At 42.3% G+C, this 17941-nt stretch carries 22 protein-coding genes and 1 riboswitch; of the genes, 8 read left to right on the top strand and 14 right to left on the bottom strand.

Annotated features, from left to right (window positions below):
• The first annotated feature begins 298 nt into the window (after window positions 1-298).
• The 4 genes from metA (at window position 299) to cspD (ending at window position 3026) form a co-directional block, all read left to right on the top strand.
• The gene (metA, locus tag NYE53_RS10855; protein ID WP_326225386.1) at window positions 299-1204 is read left to right on the top strand and encodes a homoserine O-succinyltransferase; all 906 of its coding nucleotides are present in this window, start codon (window positions 299-301) and stop codon (window positions 1202-1204) included.
• A gap of 230 nt (window positions 1205-1434) precedes the next feature.
• Window positions 1435-2583: a diglucosyl diacylglycerol synthase gene (locus tag NYE53_RS10860; RefSeq protein WP_072175969.1), complete on the top strand. Its 1149-nt coding sequence runs from the start codon at window positions 1435-1437 to the stop codon at window positions 2581-2583.
• 80 nt (window positions 2584-2663) lie between these two features.
• A complete protein-coding gene (locus tag NYE53_RS10865) occupies window positions 2664-2810 on the top strand; it encodes a hypothetical protein (RefSeq protein WP_120028300.1) in 147 nt (48 codons plus the stop codon).
• Window positions 2811-2825: 15 nt separating this feature from the next.
• A complete protein-coding gene (cspD, locus tag NYE53_RS10870) occupies window positions 2826-3026 on the top strand; it encodes a cold-shock protein CspD (protein WP_003230776.1) in 201 nt (66 codons plus the stop codon).
• A 51-nt stretch (window positions 3027-3077) separates the two neighbouring features.
• Here the strand turns inward: cspD and degR are convergent, their stop codons facing one another.
• Window positions 3078-3260 carry a transcriptional regulator DegR gene (gene degR / locus NYE53_RS10875; RefSeq protein ID WP_003230774.1) on the bottom strand — a complete coding sequence of 61 codons (183 nt, stop codon included), beginning with the start codon at window positions 3258-3260 and terminating at the stop codon, window positions 3078-3080.
• 156 nt (window positions 3261-3416) lie between these two features.
• Between degR and NYE53_RS10880 the strand changes: the two genes are divergently transcribed.
• Window positions 3417-3686, top strand: a complete 270-nt coding sequence (locus tag NYE53_RS10880) for a DUF2564 family protein (protein ID WP_130572491.1) — start codon at window positions 3417-3419, stop codon at window positions 3684-3686.
• Between the two features lie 27 nt (window positions 3687-3713).
• Here NYE53_RS10880 and NYE53_RS10885 read toward each other — a convergent pair whose 3' ends face one another.
• Together NYE53_RS10885 and NYE53_RS10890 are read right to left on the bottom strand one after the other, a co-directional pair.
• Window positions 3714-3896, bottom strand: a complete 183-nt coding sequence (locus tag NYE53_RS10885; RefSeq protein WP_004399003.1) for a zinc-finger domain-containing protein — start codon at window positions 3894-3896, stop codon at window positions 3714-3716.
• On the bottom strand, window positions 3889-4569 hold the full coding sequence (locus NYE53_RS10890; protein WP_128747140.1) for a ribonuclease H family protein: 681 nt from the start codon (window positions 4567-4569) through the stop codon (window positions 3889-3891). The genes NYE53_RS10885 and NYE53_RS10890 overlap by 8 nt, the downstream gene beginning before the upstream one ends.
• 82 nt (window positions 4570-4651) lie before the next feature.
• On the opposite strand from NYE53_RS10890, the gene NYE53_RS10895 reads away from it, so the two are divergent.
• From NYE53_RS10895 to sspL, 3 genes are read left to right on the top strand one after another with little or no spacing between them, the layout of a single operon-like run.
• Window positions 4652-5341: a queuosine precursor transporter gene (locus NYE53_RS10895; RefSeq protein ID WP_014480082.1), complete on the top strand. Its 690-nt coding sequence runs from the start codon at window positions 4652-4654 to the stop codon at window positions 5339-5341.
• Window positions 5341-5739, top strand: a complete 399-nt coding sequence (locus tag NYE53_RS10900) for a reverse transcriptase-like protein (protein WP_015714135.1) — start codon at window positions 5341-5343, stop codon at window positions 5737-5739. The genes NYE53_RS10895 and NYE53_RS10900 overlap by 1 nt, the downstream gene beginning before the upstream one ends.
• Before the next feature lie 41 nt (window positions 5740-5780).
• Window positions 5781-5909, top strand: coding sequence for a small, acid-soluble spore protein L (sspL, locus tag NYE53_RS10905; RefSeq protein ID WP_003218255.1), 129 nt, complete (start codon window positions 5781-5783; stop codon window positions 5907-5909).
• Window positions 5910-5917: 8 nt separating this feature from the next.
• Here the strand turns inward: sspL and exnP are convergent, their stop codons facing one another.
• The 11 genes from exnP to kdgT all read right to left on the bottom strand — a co-directional run bounded on the left by exnP (window position 5918) and on the right by kdgT (window position 17898).
• The gene (gene exnP / locus NYE53_RS10910; protein WP_003230763.1) at window positions 5918-6808 is read right to left on the bottom strand and encodes a 5'-3' exonuclease ExnP; all 891 of its coding nucleotides are present in this window, start codon (window positions 6806-6808) and stop codon (window positions 5918-5920) included.
• Window positions 6809-6919: 111 nt separating this feature from the next.
• Entirely contained in the window at window positions 6920-7066 is a 147-nt protein-coding gene (locus NYE53_RS10915; RefSeq protein ID WP_003230761.1) for a hypothetical protein, read from the bottom strand.
• Between the two features lie 74 nt (window positions 7067-7140).
• Window positions 7141-7398, bottom strand: a complete 258-nt coding sequence (locus tag NYE53_RS10920; protein ID WP_014477141.1) for a YpbS family protein — start codon at window positions 7396-7398, stop codon at window positions 7141-7143.
• 64 nt (window positions 7399-7462) lie between these two features.
• Window positions 7463-11044: a dynamin GTPase gene (dynA, locus tag NYE53_RS10925; RefSeq protein ID WP_339244725.1), complete on the bottom strand. Its 3582-nt coding sequence runs from the start codon at window positions 11042-11044 to the stop codon at window positions 7463-7465.
• 175 nt (window positions 11045-11219) lie between these two features.
• Window positions 11220-11309: a Fur-regulated basic protein FbpC gene (fbpC, locus tag NYE53_RS10930; protein ID WP_100069434.1), complete on the bottom strand. Its 90-nt coding sequence runs from the start codon at window positions 11307-11309 to the stop codon at window positions 11220-11222.
• Between the two features lie 70 nt (window positions 11310-11379).
• Window positions 11380-11886, bottom strand: coding sequence for an alkylpyrone methyltransferase (gene bpsB / locus NYE53_RS10935; protein WP_004398552.1), 507 nt, complete (start codon window positions 11884-11886; stop codon window positions 11380-11382).
• 3 nt (window positions 11887-11889) lie between these two features.
• The gene (gene bpsA / locus NYE53_RS10940; protein WP_339244727.1) at window positions 11890-12987 is read right to left on the bottom strand and encodes a type III polyketide synthase BpsA; all 1098 of its coding nucleotides are present in this window, start codon (window positions 12985-12987) and stop codon (window positions 11890-11892) included.
• A 72-nt stretch (window positions 12988-13059) separates the two neighbouring features.
• On the bottom strand, window positions 13060-14376 hold the full coding sequence (pbuX, locus tag NYE53_RS10945; RefSeq protein WP_021481516.1) for a xanthine permease PbuX: 1317 nt from the start codon (window positions 14374-14376) through the stop codon (window positions 13060-13062).
• The gene (gene xpt, locus NYE53_RS10950) at window positions 14373-14957 is read right to left on the bottom strand and encodes a xanthine phosphoribosyltransferase (protein WP_032726019.1); all 585 of its coding nucleotides are present in this window, start codon (window positions 14955-14957) and stop codon (window positions 14373-14375) included. The genes pbuX and xpt overlap by 4 nt, the downstream gene beginning before the upstream one ends.
• A 90-nt stretch (window positions 14958-15047) precedes the next feature.
• A riboswitch (purine riboswitch) is annotated at window positions 15048-15147 on the bottom strand.
• A 141-nt stretch (window positions 15148-15288) separates the two neighbouring features.
• Complete coding sequence (ypwA, locus tag NYE53_RS10955; RefSeq protein WP_327829389.1) at window positions 15289-16794, bottom strand: carboxypeptidase; 1506 nt, start codon at window positions 16792-16794, stop codon at window positions 15289-15291.
• A gap of 111 nt (window positions 16795-16905) precedes the next feature.
• Complete coding sequence (kdgT, locus tag NYE53_RS10960) at window positions 16906-17898, bottom strand: 2-keto-3-deoxygluconate transporter (RefSeq protein ID WP_014477146.1); 993 nt, start codon at window positions 17896-17898, stop codon at window positions 16906-16908.
• Between the last annotated feature and the right edge of the window lie 43 nt (window positions 17899-17941).

Here is a 17941-nt window from a genome sequence, read left to right on the forward strand (position 1 = left end):
TAAATCGCAATTCAAAATGTAAACATCAAATAAGAACTCATAAGAAACTTAACGATATGAGCGTCCGTTCATTATCAATTCATATGGCTCATTTTTTATCTTATCATTCTATAAAACATTACAATTCCCTCTGACATCTTTGAAAATCATTTTACTGTGAAACCAAAAGGCGTGTCAGTGCGTTTTATTTAAAGAGTTTTCTGTTGTTTCCCCCTCAACACGTATAGATAGATTGAAAATTGGCGTGAAAATTCCTATAATGAAGAAAATTAAACGGGGAAATAATGGAGGTGGCACGTTGCCTATTAATATACCAACACACCTGCCGGCAAAACAGGTGCTTGAAAGTGAACATATATTTGTAATGGATGAAAGCAGAGCATTTCATCAGGATATCCGGCCGCAAAAAATTATTATATTAAATTTGATGCCGAAAAAAATCCAAACAGAGACTCAGCTTCTCAGATTGCTTGGAAATTCGCCTTTACAGGTTCATTTCACATTTTTAATCCCAAGCACACACACGCCGAAAAATACTGCGAGAGAACACCTTGACGAATTTTACACGACTTTTTCCAATATCCGTCACAAGAGGTTTGACGGCATGATTATCACCGGTGCGCCGATCGAGCATTTGGCGTTTGAAGATGTTTCATATTGGGAAGAGCTCAAGGAAATCATGGAGTGGAGCAAAACAAATGTCACTTCAACCTTGCATATTTGCTGGGGTGCTCAAGCAGGTTTGTATTACCATTACGGTGTGGAAAAAATTCAAATGCCGAAAAAAATCTTCGGTGTGTTCGAACATACCGTTCTTTCAAAACACGAAAGATTGGTAAGAGGTTTTGACGAGCTATACTACGTGCCGCATTCCCGGCATACAGATATAAATATGGAACAGCTTCAAGCAGTGCCCGAGTTAAACATTCTTACCGCATCAAAGGAAGCCGGGGTTTGCTTAATTGTGTCTAAAGACGAAAAACAAGTCTTTTTGACAGGGCACCCTGAATATGATACAAATACGCTTCTTCAAGAGTATGAAAGAGATTTGGAACGAAACCTTTCTACTGTCGAGGCACCTAAACATTATTTTGCAAAAGGCAGCAACGAGCCAGTGAATCGCTGGAAAGCGCATGCCACATTATTGTTTATGAATTGGCTGAATTATTACGTTTACCAAGAAACTCCTTATGAATGGGACTAATTTTTCTTTTTTTAGTGATACGCTGAGCAAAAAATATGATAAAATACATCTGATTCAGTCTGCGTATAACAAAAATTTAAAATACTGGAATCCAAATCATTTAAAATTAGCTTAACTTTTTCACTGCATTAATAATTCGATTATGTATTTGTGTTATGTTTATGTATAGACAATAACTCCTTACGATGCATGAAGCTTGCTTGTTGTTGATTACATTGAGGTGAATTTACTTGAATACCAATAAAAGAGTATTAATTTTGACTGCAAATTACGGAAATGGACATGTGCAGGTAGCCAAAACACTTTATGAACAATGTGTACGGCTCGGCTTTCAGCATGTAACAGTTTCTAATTTGTACCAAGAGTCAAATCCGATTGTTTCAGAGGTAACTCAATACCTTTATTTAAAAAGCTTCTCAATCGGGAAACAGTTTTATCGTTTGTTTTATTACGGAGTTGACAAAATCTATAATAAACGTAAATTCAATATTTACTTTAAAATGGGTAATAAAAGATTGGGCGAACTTGTCGATGAACATCAGCCCGATATTATTATTAATACATTTCCGATGATCGTCGTGCCGGAATACAGACGCCGAACTGGAAGAGTCATTCCTACCTTCAACGTTATGACTGATTTTTGTCTTCATAAAATTTGGGTTCACGAAAACGTTGATAAATATTATGTGGCGACAGATTACGTGAAGGAAAAACTGCTGGAGATCGGCACTCATCCAAGCAACGTAAAAATCACAGGAATTCCAATCAGGCCGCAATTTGAAGAATCCATGCCGGTTGGCCCGATATATAAAAAGTACAATCTTTCACCAAACAAAAAAGTGCTTCTGATCATGGCAGGTGCTCACGGTGTATTAAAGAACGTAAAAGAGCTGTGCGAAAACCTTGTCAAGGATGACCAAGTGCAAGTGGTTGTCGTTTGCGGGAAAAATACGGCTTTAAAAGAATCTTTGAGTGCGCTTGAGGCGGAAAATGGTGACAAATTAAAAGTTCTGGGCTATGTGGAGCGCATTGATGAACTATTTCGGATCACAGATTGCATGATTACCAAGCCCGGCGGCATTACTTTGACAGAAGCCACAGCCATTGGAGTGCCTGTCATTCTGTACAAACCCGTGCCTGGCCAGGAAAAAGAAAATGCAAACTTCTTTGAAGACCGCGGAGCTGCCATCGTTGTGAACCGTCATGAAGAGATTCTCGAATCAGTCACTTCCCTTCTTGCAGATGAAGATACCTTGCAGCGCATGAAGAAAAACATTAAGGACCTTCATTTAGCAAACTCCTCTGAAGTGATTTTAGAGGATATCCTGAAGGAATCAGAAATGATGACTGCCAAACAAAAAGCCAAAGTGCTATCGTAATGGCGTACTTGAGAGCATACGAAAATCGTGTGCTCTTTTTATTTATATTCAGCCATCAATAAAAGCGGTTACATTTTTTTATGGAACTTGCCCTTCTTTTGAAAAATAAGCCGTTTCGCAACTTGACGGGTGCTCCCAGATGGTGTATAGTTGAACCATCATTTAACAATGAATCAAAGTTAAATGATGACAAAATTTTTTTTAGCACATGGGTGCTACAGTACTAGGAGGAATTAAGCAATATGCAAAACGGTAAAGTAAAATGGTTCAACAACGAAAAAGGATTCGGCTTCATTGAAGTTGAAGGCGGAGACGATGTATTTGTTCACTTCACAGCTATCGAAGGAGATGGATACAAATCATTAGAAGAAGGACAAGAAGTTTCTTTTGAAATTGTCGAAGGTAATCGTGGACCTCAAGCTTCTAATGTTGTAAAACTCTAAACTCAATACATGATGATGAGATGACAAATAGAGGAGAGGCATTCGCCTCTCCTATTTGATTTTCATCTGGATTTCAATCGCCAAAATGTTTTGTTTGCACCTCTGTTCAATCTCTTCAACATACTTTTCCATTGATGGTTTTCCTTTTTTCGCGATATCCGCCAGTTCTTCTAAATCACTGTATATTTCTATAAATGTTTTGTGAAGGATCAACTTCAAGTCTTTATCATCCATAGCTGCGTTCCCCTTCTCTATCAAGATACCTCAAATAGTAAAAATGGTCCTATTTATTCTGGTTCAATAGTTATATCGGCTTATTTTTATTTTCTTTTCTATTTTGGTACATAAATTTCAAAAAAACTCTGCAAAATAATGGCGGAGGTGTTTTTGGTGACTTCAGAATTTCATAATGAGGATCAGACTGGCTTTACGGATAAGCGGCAGCTGGAACTAGCGGTGGAAACAGCGCAGAAAACAACAGGAGCCGCGACGAGAGGCCAAAGCAAAACATTAGTCGACTCTGCATACCAAGCCATTGAGGATGCTAGAGAACTGTCACAATCTGAAGAGCTGGCAGCTCTCGATGATCCTGAATTTATAAAGCAGCAACAGCAGCTGCTAGATGACAGCGAGCATCAGCTGGATGAATTCAAAGAATAAAAACCGCAGCTTCTGCGGTTTTTATTTTTAGTGATTGGTTAAGACATCTCCGTATTGTTTCAGCTTTTCACCAACCGTACATTTATTGATACAAAATGAATGCGCATAAGTTTTGCCAAATTCTTTGCGAAACTGCTTCTTAATAAAACAGTCCTTGCAATATTCATCGTGCAGTTCTGTCAGTTCTTTAAAGATCATTTTCTTATCCAATATCGTCATCTCCGTTACGGTCTAATTTCGTGTGGCTTTCTACGAATTGATGGGATAGAATTTTTTTAGCGAGGCCGTCAGCTTCCTGATTGTCTTTTCGTTGTATTGTTTCGTAGGTTGGAGTAAGCTTCAGCGATTCAAGGAGTGCTTCTATTTTGTCCAGCCATTCATTATGAGATGGATCATAACAAGGCCAGCTGCCGTCAAGCTGATTCAGCACAACAAGCGAGTCCCCTTTGATTGTAATTGAATTTCTGCTTGCCCCAAGCTCTCTTACTTCTCTTATTGCTTCATAAAGCGCTGCGTATTCAGCTTCATTATTGGTTTTCAGCCGGAAGCTTTTATTTTTTCTCAAGCGATGCCGGATTCCTCCCAATGAATAATAGATGACGATCCCGAGACCGGCCAGTTCGCTCTCTTTATCGAAACTGCCGTCAAAATAAACAGTAATGTCATCAGGCTCTTGAGCAAGCTCCTCTGTCAGCTTTTCCAATTCCTTCAGCGTCCAGCTGCCGCCTTTCTCGTCTTCGAACTCTAGCTCCTTCATGTATGGAAAACGGCCAAGTTCTCTGGCGAACATACGTGCCTGCTGTGCTGTCAACCAGTCTTCGCTAAAAAATGAGACGGATCCCGTTCCTTTTGCTTCTATTTTCAAATGCGGTCTGAGCTTCATTACAATCACCTTACCATTCATTAGTTGCCGGGCTTATGCTATAATCAAACCAATCTTACCCCGGAAAGGAAGCTTTTTCATCTTGTTTAATAATTCGTTTTGGATCTTTTTTGCGATCATTCATTTTATCATTGTTCTTTTATTTTATAAAGGATTTGGCAAAATGGGACTGTTTGTTTGGATCGGTTTTGCGACAGTCTGCGCCAACCTCCAAGTCGTCAAAACAGTCGAACTGTTTGGCTTAACAGCGACACTCGGGAATGTGATGTATGGCACAATCTTTTTTGCGACAGATGTGCTGAATGAAAAATACGGACCAGCTGAAGCCAGAAAAGCGGTATGGCTCGGATTCTCAACGCTCCTGACGCTGACATTTGTCATGCAGGGTGTGCTGCTTTTCGAACCGGCTTCCAGCGACATATCACAAACAGCGCTGGAAACGATCTTCGGATTCCTTCCGCGAGTTGCGTTAGGAAGTCTGCTTGCCTTTATCTTCAGCCAAACGCTGGATGTTTATGTATATTCGGCAATTAGAAGGATATTTCCTTCTGATCGGCTTTTATGGCTCAGAAACGGCGGCAGTACAGCAGTCAGCCAGCTGTTTGATACATTCATATTCACTTCAGTCGCCTTTCTCGGCATTTATCCGGCAGGCGTGTGGCTTCATATTTTTATTTCTACATATTTGATTAAGTTTGCGGTATCTTTGATTTCATTGCCTTATGCTTATGCAGCCAAAAAAATGATACCTAAAGATGAAAGGAGTTCATAATGCCTACAGAAATATACGTAGACGGCGCAAGCGCTGGTAATCCCGGGCCTTCGGGTATCGGCATTTTTATCAAACATGAGGGAACAGCAGAATCCTTCTCTATTCCAATCGGAGTGCATACAAATCAGGAAGCGGAATTTCTTGCATTAATTGAAGGGATGAAGCTATGTGCAACGCGCGGGTATCAATCGGTTTCCTTTCGAACCGATTCAGATATTGTGGAACGCGCCACTGAGCTTGAAATGGTTAAAAATAAAATGTTTCAACCGTTCGTAGAAGAAATCATCCGATTAAAAGCGGCATTCCCTCTTTTTTTCATCAAATGGATACCGGGCAAGCAAAACCAAAAAGCCGATCTTCTGGCAAAAGAAGCGATTCGGCTGAATGAAAAGAATTAAATCTTGATCATTGGTTCATCCTAATGGCGAGGTGAACTAACATGAAAAAGAAAGATAAAGGCCGGCTGACCGGCGGTGTTACTCCGCAAGGCGACCTGGAAGGCAATACACATAATGACCCTAAAACAGAGCTTGAGGAGAGAGCAAAAAAAAGCAATACAAAACGCTAGAGAAGGATCTAAACGATCTCTCTAGCGTTCAGCTTTTCAAGCATACGCTCAATTCCTTTGATTTGGTGGCGGCGAAGCATGTCAGCCGCCTGCTCCATTTGCAAAGTAAATAAAGCGTCTTTCAGTGTGCAGGCCAGCGGCACTGAGCAATGAATTTCCGCAAGCTTCCTCGACATCTCCAAATCGCTTAAACCTTGCTGAATTTTTCCCTGCTGTCCTTTTGGAAGAAGAGAAAGATTTTCCAATAAACGGTCAATCGTTTCGTATTCACGAATCAGTTTGTAGGCTGTTTTTTCTCCAATCCCTTTGACTCCGGGATAGTTATCACTAGAATCTCCCATAAGCGCTTTAATATCTATCAAAGCCTTCGGCATTACGCCTGTTTCTTCATAAAAAGTCTCTTTTGTATAGACTTTATAATTTCCGATTCCTTTTTGAAGCAAAGCAACGCTTACTTTATCCGTTAACAGCTGAAGTAAATCTCTGTCCCCTGTTACGACCGTAATGTCCGCTTCATTTGCAAATAAATCGGCAAGAGTACCGATACAGTCATCCGCTTCATAGCCTGCAAAGCCAATATTCATGATTCCAAGCTCTGCGGCTGCTTCCTTTGCCAAATCAAACTGAGGAATCAGCTCCACAGGCGGCGCGCTGCGGTTGGCCTTATAATCTTGGAACAAGTCATTTCGGTACGTTTTGCTCCCCATGTCCCAGCAGCAGACGACGTGTGTCGGCTGGAATGTTTCCACAGCTGTAATCAAATGCTTTAAAAAGCCGTTGACGCCGTTCGTCGGCACCCCGCTGTCATTTATCATAAAGTTGCGATGTACGGCCGTGGCAAAAAAGGCCCTGAATAAAAGAGCCATGCCGTCAACCAGCAATAGTTTATTATTATTCATCAAATAACTCCCTTTTCTTTCATTCCTTCTATTTTATCATAAAGCAGCCCAAAAATAAAAAACAGTATCTCTTTAATTAGAGATACTTTAGAGATACTGTTTGGATATTTATCAATCGTTGTGTCTTTTGTTGCTGGCGATCAGCTTTTCAGCTTCGCGTCCTGCGTAAGAGTCAAAATGGGTTTGAAATCCGTTTTTCTTTTTGGCATTGTTATTCGCCTGTGCATTTCTGTTTCCGAGCTTTGTTCTGCCCAACATGAATCCCCCCTTACGTCGGATGCATATAGTATATGCTTCCGGCAGGAGGTTCACTCGCGACAGGATCATCCAGCTTACATGCGGCTTACGTATTCTCTGACCATTTCTTTTGATACAAGCCGTCTTGTCGGGACGATGCCTTTTTTAGCGAGCTGATTCATTTGCTCGGTAATTTCATTAATTGCATCTGTAGTATAAGGCTCATCGTTTTTGCATTTAGCAACAGCTTCTTCAATCGCCAATTCACGCATATTTTCAAGACGCATAAATGCTTTGATATGCTCGTGCTGTTTTGATGAATGTGCTGAAATTGCTTTATGTACCTCTGACATTAATCGTTCATCTCGCTTTTTTCTATTTAGTCTATCATGACTTGAAATACAAGCCAACTGAATTTTACATTTTTATTGTATTGTCTGAATTTTTCCAGGAGATGCACGCCTGGTACGCTATTTCAATCTCTTTCGCATGTTCCCCTTCCGCATATCCTCTTAAATATGTCTCTTTTTGATCCGTTATTTGCGCGATTGCTTTTTCGCCCATATCTTCCTGTAAGCGTCTGAGGTGAGCTGTGTAATGAGAAATCAGGCTTTCTTCTTCATTTTTTATCCATGCCTCTGTGATTTTCGTAAGTTTCATCCGTACAGCTTCGATAAAGGCCGATTTTCCTTTCTGCTCAAAAAACTGCTTCGGTGATTTGACCTCTTTTAGTTCCTGCTCAAAAGCACGTTCTTCTATTTCTGGTTCAACTTCCTTCAACTGTATGCCGTTTGAATGCTGATCACCCGCATAAACGGAAAAATAGCCGTCCTCGTTTAATGTTTTTTGAAACTGATCCAGCCATTCTTCATTGATATGCCGTTCGATGAAACCGCTCATGCGAACATCAAGCGTTTTGATTTCCTGAATATATTCAAATTGATATTCATGTAAGGCTGTTGTCATCGCCTTACTGACGTTCTTTTTCCAATCCCCGTTTTGCAGCCCGGGATGAAATGCCGATTTTAATAAATCATTTGCAAAATATGATAATCGCTGTGTAATGTGATATAGCTGCTCTCTTGTATCTTTTTTTACTTTTTCAATGATGGTTTCTGAGTTCCGCCGTTTCTCGATATCGGCCGCTGTCCGCTCAAATGACAGCATAAGGCGCTGTTTCTGCGCTTCCTTCTCTTCTCGGGACTGATGCTGGGATTGGTGAAGCTGAAAAACAGTTTCGCATAGTTTGTCTGCCTCCGAACTGAGCTGCGCTGCTGACGCTTTTTTTACATCCACTTCGATAAACCGGTCTAAGTGTTTTCTTACTTTCGGGAACTGATTATAAAATGACTCCGGTTTTCCCACCAGTTCCTCCTTACTTGATACGGTAAAGAGCTGCGGCTCATAAACCCCTTCTTTTACAAGCTCTGCGCTGACATAATCGGTCACTGTTTCGAGCTCTGTTTTATCTTTTGCAAGGTCTGCAGCATTAATAATAAAAAACATTTTATCCATGCTGAGCGATTCTTTCACAAGTCCAAGCTTTCGCAAAAATGAACGGTCTCCTTTTGAAAAAGAGTGCTGATAATAAGTCATATAAAAAAATGCATCAGCATCTTTGATATATTGGAATGCCAGTTCTGTATGCCGTTTATTCATGCTGCTCGCGCCGGGTGTATCAACGATCGTAATCCCTTTTTCAGTGAGCGGGCATGTATAGTAGACCGTTACCTCTTTCACAGCACAGGCCGTTGTTTCCTCTGCTACATACGGCTTTAATTCAGATAGCGGAATCGTTAATTTCTTCTGTTCCTGTATATACTGCTGATACTTCTCGTATGCAAGCAGGAAATTGCTGATCAATTTCACGTGTTCTTCCTGCAGCCTGTTTTTTTTGACTGCCTTTTCCCACTTCTCTGTGAAAGAACGGCCTGCCGGCTCCTTTGGTATTCCGGTGAGCTGCAAAATTTCAGCCGTTATGTCATCCTCTGTCTTAAACGCTACATCCGCTGTTTTGTTTAAGTTGCCATTGATTGGCATTGTGATCTTGTTAATTGTCGCTGTGGTTGGCGTTGGTGAGGATGGCAGCACTCTTTCGCCGACAAGCGCATTGGCAAATGATGATTTCCCCGAGCTGAAGCCTCCAAAAAGAGCGAGTGTAAATTTCCGTTCCTCAAGCCTTTTCACCCTTTCACGAAACGCTGAAGTTTGCTTTAACAACATGCTGCATTCGCCTAAAAGGTCAGACAAAGTGTAAAAGCGTTTGATTTGGTCTTGAAGCGGCATTTCTTGTTCCATTTTGATTTCTGATTTCGGCATCGGCTGCGCCGTCAGCTGGCTTTGGCCTTGTTTCTGCTCTGGAGCCGCCACTCTTGTTTTCTTCGATTTAAACCATTCTGTGTCTATATGCATTGGGCATTCGGACTCTTCTTCCCAAATGGCCCACAGGCGATCGGTTTTCTCTCGGGCATTATTCTCTAAACGCGCCTGTTCTTGAAGAAAGACAAGTTTTTCTGATTCTTGGACGAGCCGGTCGTTAATCGTTTGCACATCTTTGGAAACACGCTCTTTCACCATAGCGGAGAGCACCTTTATGATGTCTGCGGCTTCTCTTTTCGCCTCTTTCCGGATGAGCTCTGCCAAATCTTTTGTATATTGCAATACATATTCAGAGGAAAAGGCTGCACCATGCTTGACCGCGCGTTCAATGATGCTTATATCAAGCGGTGTGCGATAGGCCTGAATCAGCTTTTCACTTTCAGCGGTATAGACATCAAATGCCTTGGCGAGTTTATGAAGCGTGTCTATTATATGCCAATCCGCTTCGGCCTCTGTTCGTTTTGCCACATCAGAGAAAAAAGCATTCCGCCTTTTATCTCTTTCCTGTGCAGTTTTCGCTTTAGAAAAGAAAAAGCCGGTTTTAAAAGAAGGCTCTTGTGATTCTAAAAATGCAGCCGCCAATTCACGGTTTTCAAAAGGCGTCAGGTTGGCGTTTTTTAAAATACGATTGATTTCTTCCTGCATCCTCTTCTCTGCCTCAGTCGTTTGTTTTTCGGCCTCATCCAATTGATCACGCAGCGATTGGACCAGTCCAGTTTGGATATTAAGCTGTTCAGCGAAACTCGGAGCGCCTGTTTCGTCTTTCTTCAGCATTTCCGTATGTTCCTTTAGCAGATTACGGACTTTTTGTTCGGTTAAAGCCTGCATATTGCTTTTTGATTGCTGTTCTATTCTTCTTAACTCTTCTCTCAGGGCCCCCATCTGATTGAACGGGTGGTCCGGTTCTGTTACTGACGTAAAATAGAGCGCTTCCTTTGAAATCCCTTCATTGCAAAGCATCTCCTCTACCTGCGCTTTATAGTCTCCAAATTTCGTCTCCGTCTCATCATGGCGGTCAATTTGATTGACGATAAAATACACATTCGGAATGCTTTCTTTTATTGACCTGAGAAACTTTACATTTTCCTCAGAATGCACGTGATTATAGTGAACGACGTAAAACAGCGCATCCGCCTGGTGAAGAATAGAAGCAGCCGATAGAAAATGCGCATCATCAGTTGAATCTATCCCTGGTGTATCAATATACGCAACCCCGGAATCGATCTCAGTATACCTGTCAAAAATTTCGACGCTTTCAATCTGTTCCCCGTCTTTACAATATTGCTGCACCTTGTCTTTCTGGTAAGCCCCTTCCAGCTCAGCACACGCTCCGTCTGTTGTATGAAGCCGAACTCGCTTTTCCCCGTTTCTGATCACAACAAGGTTAGCGCTTGTCGGAATCGGGCTTGTCGGCAAAATATTCTCCATTAACAGGCAGTTCAGCAGTGACGATTTCCCCGCTGAATAATGCCCGGTAAACGCGATATAAACCTCTTCATCAGCCGCTTTTTTCATGACCGCAGCCAGTTTAGCAGCCCTTTGTTCATCTTGATTCTCAATAAATTGCTTATAAAGTTCCCCGGTTTTATGCAAAAGCTCTTTTCTGTTTTGATCTGTCATAAGTCTGAACCCCTTTGTGCCGTTTCAATTGTGAACCTTTTTCGAAAGATCTGAATTCATTCCCTTTTCATTTTACACAAGAATAAACCAAATTTCTTTAGGAGAATAGAAAAAAGCCGCCATTACGGCAGCTTCTATAAAAGAAAATCTGCAACTTTTACAAGTTCCAGATTCATCAAACAGATTTATTAGAGATTCCTTTTAATACAAAACCAATTAATACACTATATGTACAAACCGCTCCAAGCAAAAACAGCATTGTCATTTGCTTCACCATCCTGATTGAGAATCTTTTTCAAATCCATTTTAACATGGTTGAGAATGATTTTCAATCGCTATTTTACGCTGTATTCCTGTAATGCTTTGTCTTCTGCGCGAATTCTGACGCTTAACAACACGGCATTGAAAATGGAAAACAGACACATGGTGACGTATGCTTGATAAAGCAGCGGAATCAGCAAAATTTCGAGTATAACAACGGCATAGTTTGGATGTTTCATCCATTTATATGGACCTTTTTTTACAAGCTCTACACCTGGAACAACAAGGATTTTCGTATTCCAATATGCCCCTAAGGAACAAAGCGCCCAATACCGTACGATCTGTACGCTTAAAATCACTGCAGCGATACCGAGCCACCAGCTGGACGGCTGTTTATTCATCAGCAGCACTTCGGCAATTAAGGACAGGAAAAAAAGGATATGCATCGTAATGATATATGGATAGTGGCTCTCGCCAAATTCAATTGCTCCTTGCTTCTTTACCTTTTGTTCGTTTTGCCTGGCCACTGCCATTTCTGCTGCTCTTTGAACAATGAGAATGGCGATCAACAACCAAAACATGAGTCAGGCCCCCTTTTCCCAGCTGAATAACAGCAACTCTGATGAGAAACCCGGCCCTAATGCGCCAATCATTCCTCGTTCAGCTTCCTTTTTATGTCCGTTCTGCAGATGGTCTTTGATCACATACAAGATTGTGGCTGAAGACATATTTCCGTGCTTTTGCAAAATGGTTTGCGCAGATGAAAGCTTTTCTGACGACAGCCCGAGACTTTTGATGTATGCATCGATCACTTTTTTTCCGCCTGGATGAGCCAAAAAAACACTGATATCATGGAATGACAGCTTATGTTTGTCCAAAAAAATCTGTACATTTGTTTTGAGCCATTTTTCCACCAAGGTCGGAATGTCTCGTGAGAAAATGACTTTGAATCCTTGATCGGTAAAGTCCCAGCCCATGACATCTTCTGATTGTTTCATCAAAACAGATTGGGCGTCCATTATCTTCGGCGCAAGCTTCAGCTTTGACATCCTGCGGTCCGCCTTCTCTCCGCATAATAAAGCTGCGGCAATGCCGTCACCAAAAAGCGAGGTGCCGATCAGATTGCTTTTCGTTTTATCTTCCGGCTGGAATGTCAGGCTGCATAGCTCGGCAGCAATGACAAGCACAAAAGCCTCAGGATACGCTTTGCAGTATTCGGCTGCACGCGCAAGTCCGCTGGCTCCTCCTGCACAGCCAAGCCCCCAAATCGGAATCCGCTTCGTATATGGAGAAAACGGAAGTTCATTCATAAGCCGCGCCTCGATACTCGGTGTGGAAAGACCTGTACTGGAGACGAAAAAAACAGCTTCCACTTTCTCATAAGGAATGGCTTCTTGAAAAAATTCCGGATGAGAGAGGCACTCACGAACAGCCGCTCTGCTGTGTTTAAGTGTTTCTTCTATGTATATTTGATTTTTTTCTTCAAAGCTGTGCCCCTCTTTATACCATTCAATCGGCTTAACAAACTGTCTCGAATGGATTTGCCCGTTTTTAAAGGAGGATAACAGCCGGTCAATATCCTTAAAAGAATGCTGAAACATATAGCGGGCGAACTCGGCCGCTTTCTCTTGATTTACATTATACGCAGGAAGACTTGTTCCAATGGATAAAATAAACGCCATGCGATCACCTCTTTGCATACATTGTGCCGCAACAATCTTTTTTATATGCAAAAAAACTCCGCCGCGGCGGAGTTAGACTGCTGTTTTTTGTTCAGCGAGGTCAGCTTCTTGTTCTGTTTTTTTAGCTTTAGAAAAAACGTTATATACAATATTTAAGACGACTGCAGTAAAGCTGCCCGCCACAATGCCATTCGTTGTAAGCAGCGTTAAGGCACTCGGAAGCTGTTTGAAAATATCCGGCACAACGGTCACACCGAGCCCCAATCCCACTGAGCAAGCAACAATCAGCAGATTTTCCTGTTTCGCAAAATCAATGCGGCTGAGCATTTTAATTCCGTAAGCAATCACCATTCCAAACATCGCCACCATTGCACCGCCCAAAACAGCGGATGGAATAATGGTCGTGAAAGCAGCGATCTTTGGAAACAGCCCAAATGCCATTAGGATCACACCTGTGACCACAATGACGGCATTTTTTTTGATCCCTGTGAGCTGAACAAGCCCGACATTTTGAGAGAATGCCGTGTAAGGAAAAGCGTTAAAAATACCTCCCAGAAGCACAGCCAGTCCTTCAGCTCGATAGCCTTTAGACAAATCTTTCTCTGTCAAACGGCGGTTTGTCAGGTCACCTAAAGCAAAGTAAACACCAGTTGACTCCACAAGGCTGACAATTGCAACGATGGACATCGTAATGATAGGCGCTGCATGAAAAGACGGCGCGCCGAAGTAAAATGGCTGAATCATTTGAACAACTGCCGCGTCCGAAACATTATCAAATTGAACTTTCCCCATAAAATAAGCGATGAAGGTGCCAATCAAAATACCGATCAAAATCGAGACGGACTTGATAAAGCCTTTTGTAAAACGGTACAGAAGCACAATGATACTCAACACGGTAAAAGCAAGAACAAGGTTGGAGAGATCTCCGAAATCTGCACTTCCTTCTCCGCCGGCCATGTTATTCATGGCAACCGGCATCAGTGTAATACCGATAATCGTAACAACAGAGCCTGTCACGACCGGCGGAAAAAACGATACGAGCTTTCCAAAGAAAAATGAAATAAGAATGACAAGAATGCCTGAAGCGATAATGCTGCCGTAAACTGTTGAAACCCCATATTCAGATCCAATCGCAATCATTGGCGATACAGCTGTAAAGGTACATCCAAGCACTACCGGAAGCCCGATCCCAAAAAATCGGTTGCTCCACACTTGCAGAAGTGTAGCCACACCGCACATAAAAATATCAATTGATACTAAGTAAGTCAGCTGCTCGACGGTCAGTCCCATTGCTTTTCCGACAATCAGAGGAACGACAATGGCGCCGGCATACATGGCGAGAACATGCTGAATCCCTAAAGACAGCGTTTTGCCAAATCCATTTCTCATGAATGAACCTCCTGTACGAAGGACACTTTTCCTTCTTCTAAAGACTGAATTCTTGCCAAAGATTCCACTCGGTAGCCCAGTTTTACAAGTTCTTCTCTTCCCGGCTGAAATGACTTTTCAATAACAATGCCAATTCCCGCGATAGAAGCTCCCGCTTGCTTCACAATCGACACAAGCCCGTGCGCTGCCTGTCCATTTGCCAAAAAATCATCGATAATCAGCACATGATCCTGTTCCGATAGATGGGTCCCAGACACTGCGATTTGGCTTTCTGTTTGCTTCGTAAAGGAATAAACAGACGCTGTCAGCAAGTTGTCGGTGAGTGTTAACGATTTATGCTTTCTCGCGAAGACAACTGGCACACCCAGCTTCAAGCCCGTCATTACAGCGGGGGCGATACCTGATGATTCGATTGTCACAATTTTGGTAATACCGTCTTTTGCAAACCTGGACGCAAATTCGTCACCAACTCTCTGCATAAGCAGCGGATCAATTTGGTGATTCAAAAAAGAATCCACTTTCAATACCTGATCAGATAATACGACGCCTTCTTCCTCTATTTTCCGTTTCAGTGCTTCCATCCTGTCTTACCTCCGTTATGAGAATAAAAAAAGCATTGCCCGCTCAAATAAAGAGCAAGCAATGCTGATATCACAAAAAACCGTACACGTGCGGTTCCATTGCTCACCCATAGTCGGACATTTACGGTGCCCGGTAGAAACTTGCGTGCCATATCCACGCGATTATATGAGTGTTCCTATTATATTGTAATAAATTATATCAAGATTCTAATCTCTTGCATAGGCTGAAAATAAAAATTCCCGAACTTTATTTTTGTTTTTTTAGATATCATTCGTATTTCAAGGGTATACGATATAAAAGAGCCTGACGACCGCGCCGCCAGGCTTTTGATTATGACAGATAGAGATTTGAATATTTGTTTGATAAATAATCAATTAAATAGCGAACATTCAGCTCTTCTCCTGTTGCATCTTTAATAATGTCTAACGGCTTTTTCCGTTTTCCGTGAATGTGCACCTTTTCCGTCAGCCATTGCTTTATCGGATGGAACTCTCCTCTTTCCAAGAGAGCGTCAAATTCAGGGAGATCCTCAAGCATTTTTTGTTTCAGCTGAGCCGCATACATGTAGCCGAGCGCATAGGATGGGAAGTAGCCGAAATCTCCCCCTGCCCAATGGACGTCCTGTAAAATCCCCTCTGCGGCGGTCTGCGGTGTAATCCCTAAATAATCCTGGTATTTTTGATTCCAAAGCGACGGCAGATCTTCCACAGACACTTCATTGCTGAAAATCGCTTTTTCAATTTCATAACGGATGATGATATGAAGAGGATACGTCAATTCATCCGCTTCGACCCTGATAAATGAAGGTTTTGATTCATTGATTGCCCGGACAAAATCATCCAGGGAGATGTCCTTGAACTGTTCAGGTGATGCTTCTTGAATCTTCTGATAGTACGGTGTCCAAAAATGCTTGTTGCGGCCGATAAAATTCTCGTAAAATAATGATTGCGATTCATGAATTCCCATTGATGCGCCGTCTGACAAATTCGTGCCACTGAGTGCTTCATCAATATTTTGCTCGTATATCGCGTGCCCGCACTCATGAATGGTGCCAAAGATCGCCGTCCGGAAATCTTTTTCATCATATCTCGTCGTGACCCGAACGTCTCCCCGGTTCAGCGTAGTTGCAAACGGATGAACGGTTTCATCAAGTCTTCCGCCATCAAAATCGTAGCCAAGCTCCTGTAAAAAATACAGACTGAGCTCTTTTTGCTTTTCTTTCGGGAACGCTTTTGTAAGAAAGCTTGTATCTGGTTTATTTCCGGAAGCTGTCACCTGTTTAACAAGAGGGATAATCGCTTCCTTCAGCTCAGCAAACAGCTGATCAAGCACCTTTACCGTGACGCCGGGCTCAAACAAATCAAGCAATGCATCATAAGGATGCTCTTGATATCCCCAATACGTAATAAAACGTTTATTGAATTCAATCAGCTGTTCTAAATAAGGAGAAAACAAGCTGAAATCAGATTTTCCTTTCGCTTCCTCCCACGCTGTTTCTGCCTTTGAACACAGAATCACGTATTCTTTGTATTCAGCCTCAGGGATTTTCTTATTCTCTTCATACTCTTTTTTCGCCAGTTCCACTGCTTTTTTCGTATCTTCCGACAAGTCATCAAATCGTTCATACAGGACATCGATAAGCTCCTTCATTCGATCTGATGTTTGGATATTGAATATATCTGTTGAAAGCTGGCCGATACTTTCGGCACGATCCTCTGAGCCGTTTTTCGGCGCGCCTGTTCTGGAGTCCCAGTGCATTAACGCAACTGCTTCGCTGTAATGTGAGATTCTTTTTAAAAGATCAAAAAATTCTTTTTCATATGTATGTATCTCCATATCCATTCCCTCCCTATTCTAGCCGTTCCATTACAGGCTAATGGAAGGGGGTATGAAAGTCAAATTGTTTGTATAAAAGGCTGCCGGTATGTTTTGTGGCAGCCTTTTTATTCAGTTGATCGTCATTTGATTTTTTGGCGGAGGTGTTCTCCGCTTTTTCTGCTTGATTTTTTTATCCACCCACACTGTTGCCAGCGGGGTTAAGAGCGAGGTGACAATAACGCTTGTCGCGATAATTGCAGTTGCCGACTCAGCAACTGGCGCAAATGAGGCATTCGCTTCCGCTAATGCGTATGGCACGGCTACAGCCGCCCCCGCCGTAGAAGAAGCGGCCACTCCCGCGACACCATCTCCCCGCGCAATAAAACGATCAAGCAAAAACAAAGAACTGCCCGATAAAATGACGACAGAAACTCCGATAAAAATGCCGAGCAGCCCTGATTGGATCAGCATTCCAAAATTCAAGGTATTGCCGAGCGAAAAGGCGAAAAATGGAATGATCGCCGGCACAACCTTGCTGAATAAGTCTCTGAGATCGTGATCCAGATTTCCAAGTATACATCCAAGTAAAAACGGGATGACTGTCGCTGCCAGCGTTTCCCATGGGAATGCGGCAAGTCCCGTCACACCAAACGTCACCATGGTCATAAAAGGACCAGATTCTGTACTGATAAAGGCGAAAGCGCCCGCATCCTCTTTTCTTCCCATGTGATTCATGAGCGCCAAATACAGTCCGCCGTTCGTTTCATTCATTACCGCGACAATTGCTAAAACAGAAAGGCCTGCAAAAAAGCCGGATTGTATGCCTTCGTCAGGTATAAATTGCGCTGCGATCACGCCGAGCAGCGCCGCAAATCCGACCTTTCCCAATAATAACGTGATTCCTTTTCTTGCGATATAGCCTGATGAACGAAAATCAATCGTTGCTCCTACGCAAAAGATAAAAACACCCAGTATCGGCAGCGTTCCGGTAATCAAAGCACCCGTAAACCCTCCAAAGAACTCCGCTGTTCCAGGGGCAAACGTGTTGAGCGCCGCTCCAAGAAATAGCGGAATAATCATCATTCCTCCAGGTACCCGTTCAATTGTCGCCTTGATTTTCATATTGTGGATTCTCCCATCCTCCGGTTATGAAAAAACAATTCCA

The organism is Bacillus sp. FSL R5-0523 (genome assembly GCF_037975295.1).
Classification (GTDB): Bacteria; Bacillota; Bacilli; order Bacillales; family Bacillaceae; genus Bacillus; species Bacillus subtilis.

What these genes read in the sequence shown, in the direction of transcription:
- degR (WP_003230774.1), bottom strand. Translation starts at nt 3,260, where the DNA reads ATGGATGATAAAGACTTGAAGTTGATCCTTCACAAAACATTTATAGAA.
- pbuX (WP_021481516.1), bottom strand. Translation starts at nt 14,376, where the DNA reads ATGAGAAATGGATTTGGCAAAACGCTGTCTTTAGGGATTCAGCATGTT.
- bpsB (WP_004398552.1), bottom strand. Translation starts at nt 11,886, where the DNA reads ATGTTTTGGTTGTTGATCGCCATTCTCATTGTTCAAAGAGCAGCAGAA.
- fbpC (WP_100069434.1), bottom strand. Translation starts at nt 11,309, where the DNA reads ATGACAATGCTGTTTTTGCTTGGAGCGGTTTGTACATATAGTGTATTA.
- NYE53_RS10920 (WP_014477141.1), bottom strand. Translation starts at nt 7,398, where the DNA reads ATGTCAGAGGTACATAAAGCAATTTCAGCACATTCATCAAAACAGCAC.
- NYE53_RS10915 (WP_003230761.1), bottom strand. Translation starts at nt 7,066, where the DNA reads ATGTTGGGCAGAACAAAGCTCGGAAACAGAAATGCACAGGCGAATAAC.
- ypwA (WP_327829389.1), bottom strand. Translation starts at nt 16,794, where the DNA reads ATGGAGATACATACATATGAAAAAGAATTTTTTGATCTTTTAAAAAGA.
- exnP (WP_003230763.1), bottom strand. Translation starts at nt 6,808, where the DNA reads ATGAATAATAATAAACTATTGCTGGTTGACGGCATGGCTCTTTTATTC.
- xpt (WP_032726019.1), bottom strand. Translation starts at nt 14,957, where the DNA reads ATGGAAGCACTGAAACGGAAAATAGAGGAAGAAGGCGTCGTATTATCT.
- NYE53_RS10865 (WP_120028300.1), top strand. Translation starts at nt 2,664, where the DNA reads ATGGAACTTGCCCTTCTTTTGAAAAATAAGCCGTTTCGCAACTTGACG.
- cspD (WP_003230776.1), top strand. Translation starts at nt 2,826, where the DNA reads ATGCAAAACGGTAAAGTAAAATGGTTCAACAACGAAAAAGGATTCGGC.
- NYE53_RS10890 (WP_128747140.1), bottom strand. Translation starts at nt 4,569, where the DNA reads ATGAAGCTCAGACCGCATTTGAAAATAGAAGCAAAAGGAACGGGATCC.
- NYE53_RS10900 (WP_015714135.1), top strand. Translation starts at nt 5,341, where the DNA reads ATGCCTACAGAAATATACGTAGACGGCGCAAGCGCTGGTAATCCCGGG.
- sspL (WP_003218255.1), top strand. Translation starts at nt 5,781, where the DNA reads ATGAAAAAGAAAGATAAAGGCCGGCTGACCGGCGGTGTTACTCCGCAA.
- dynA (WP_339244725.1), bottom strand. Translation starts at nt 11,044, where the DNA reads ATGACAGATCAAAACAGAAAAGAGCTTTTGCATAAAACCGGGGAACTT.
- kdgT (WP_014477146.1), bottom strand. Translation starts at nt 17,898, where the DNA reads ATGAAAATCAAGGCGACAATTGAACGGGTACCTGGAGGAATGATGATT.
- bpsA (WP_339244727.1), bottom strand. Translation starts at nt 12,987, where the DNA reads ATGGCGTTTATTTTATCCATTGGAACAAGTCTTCCTGCGTATAATGTA.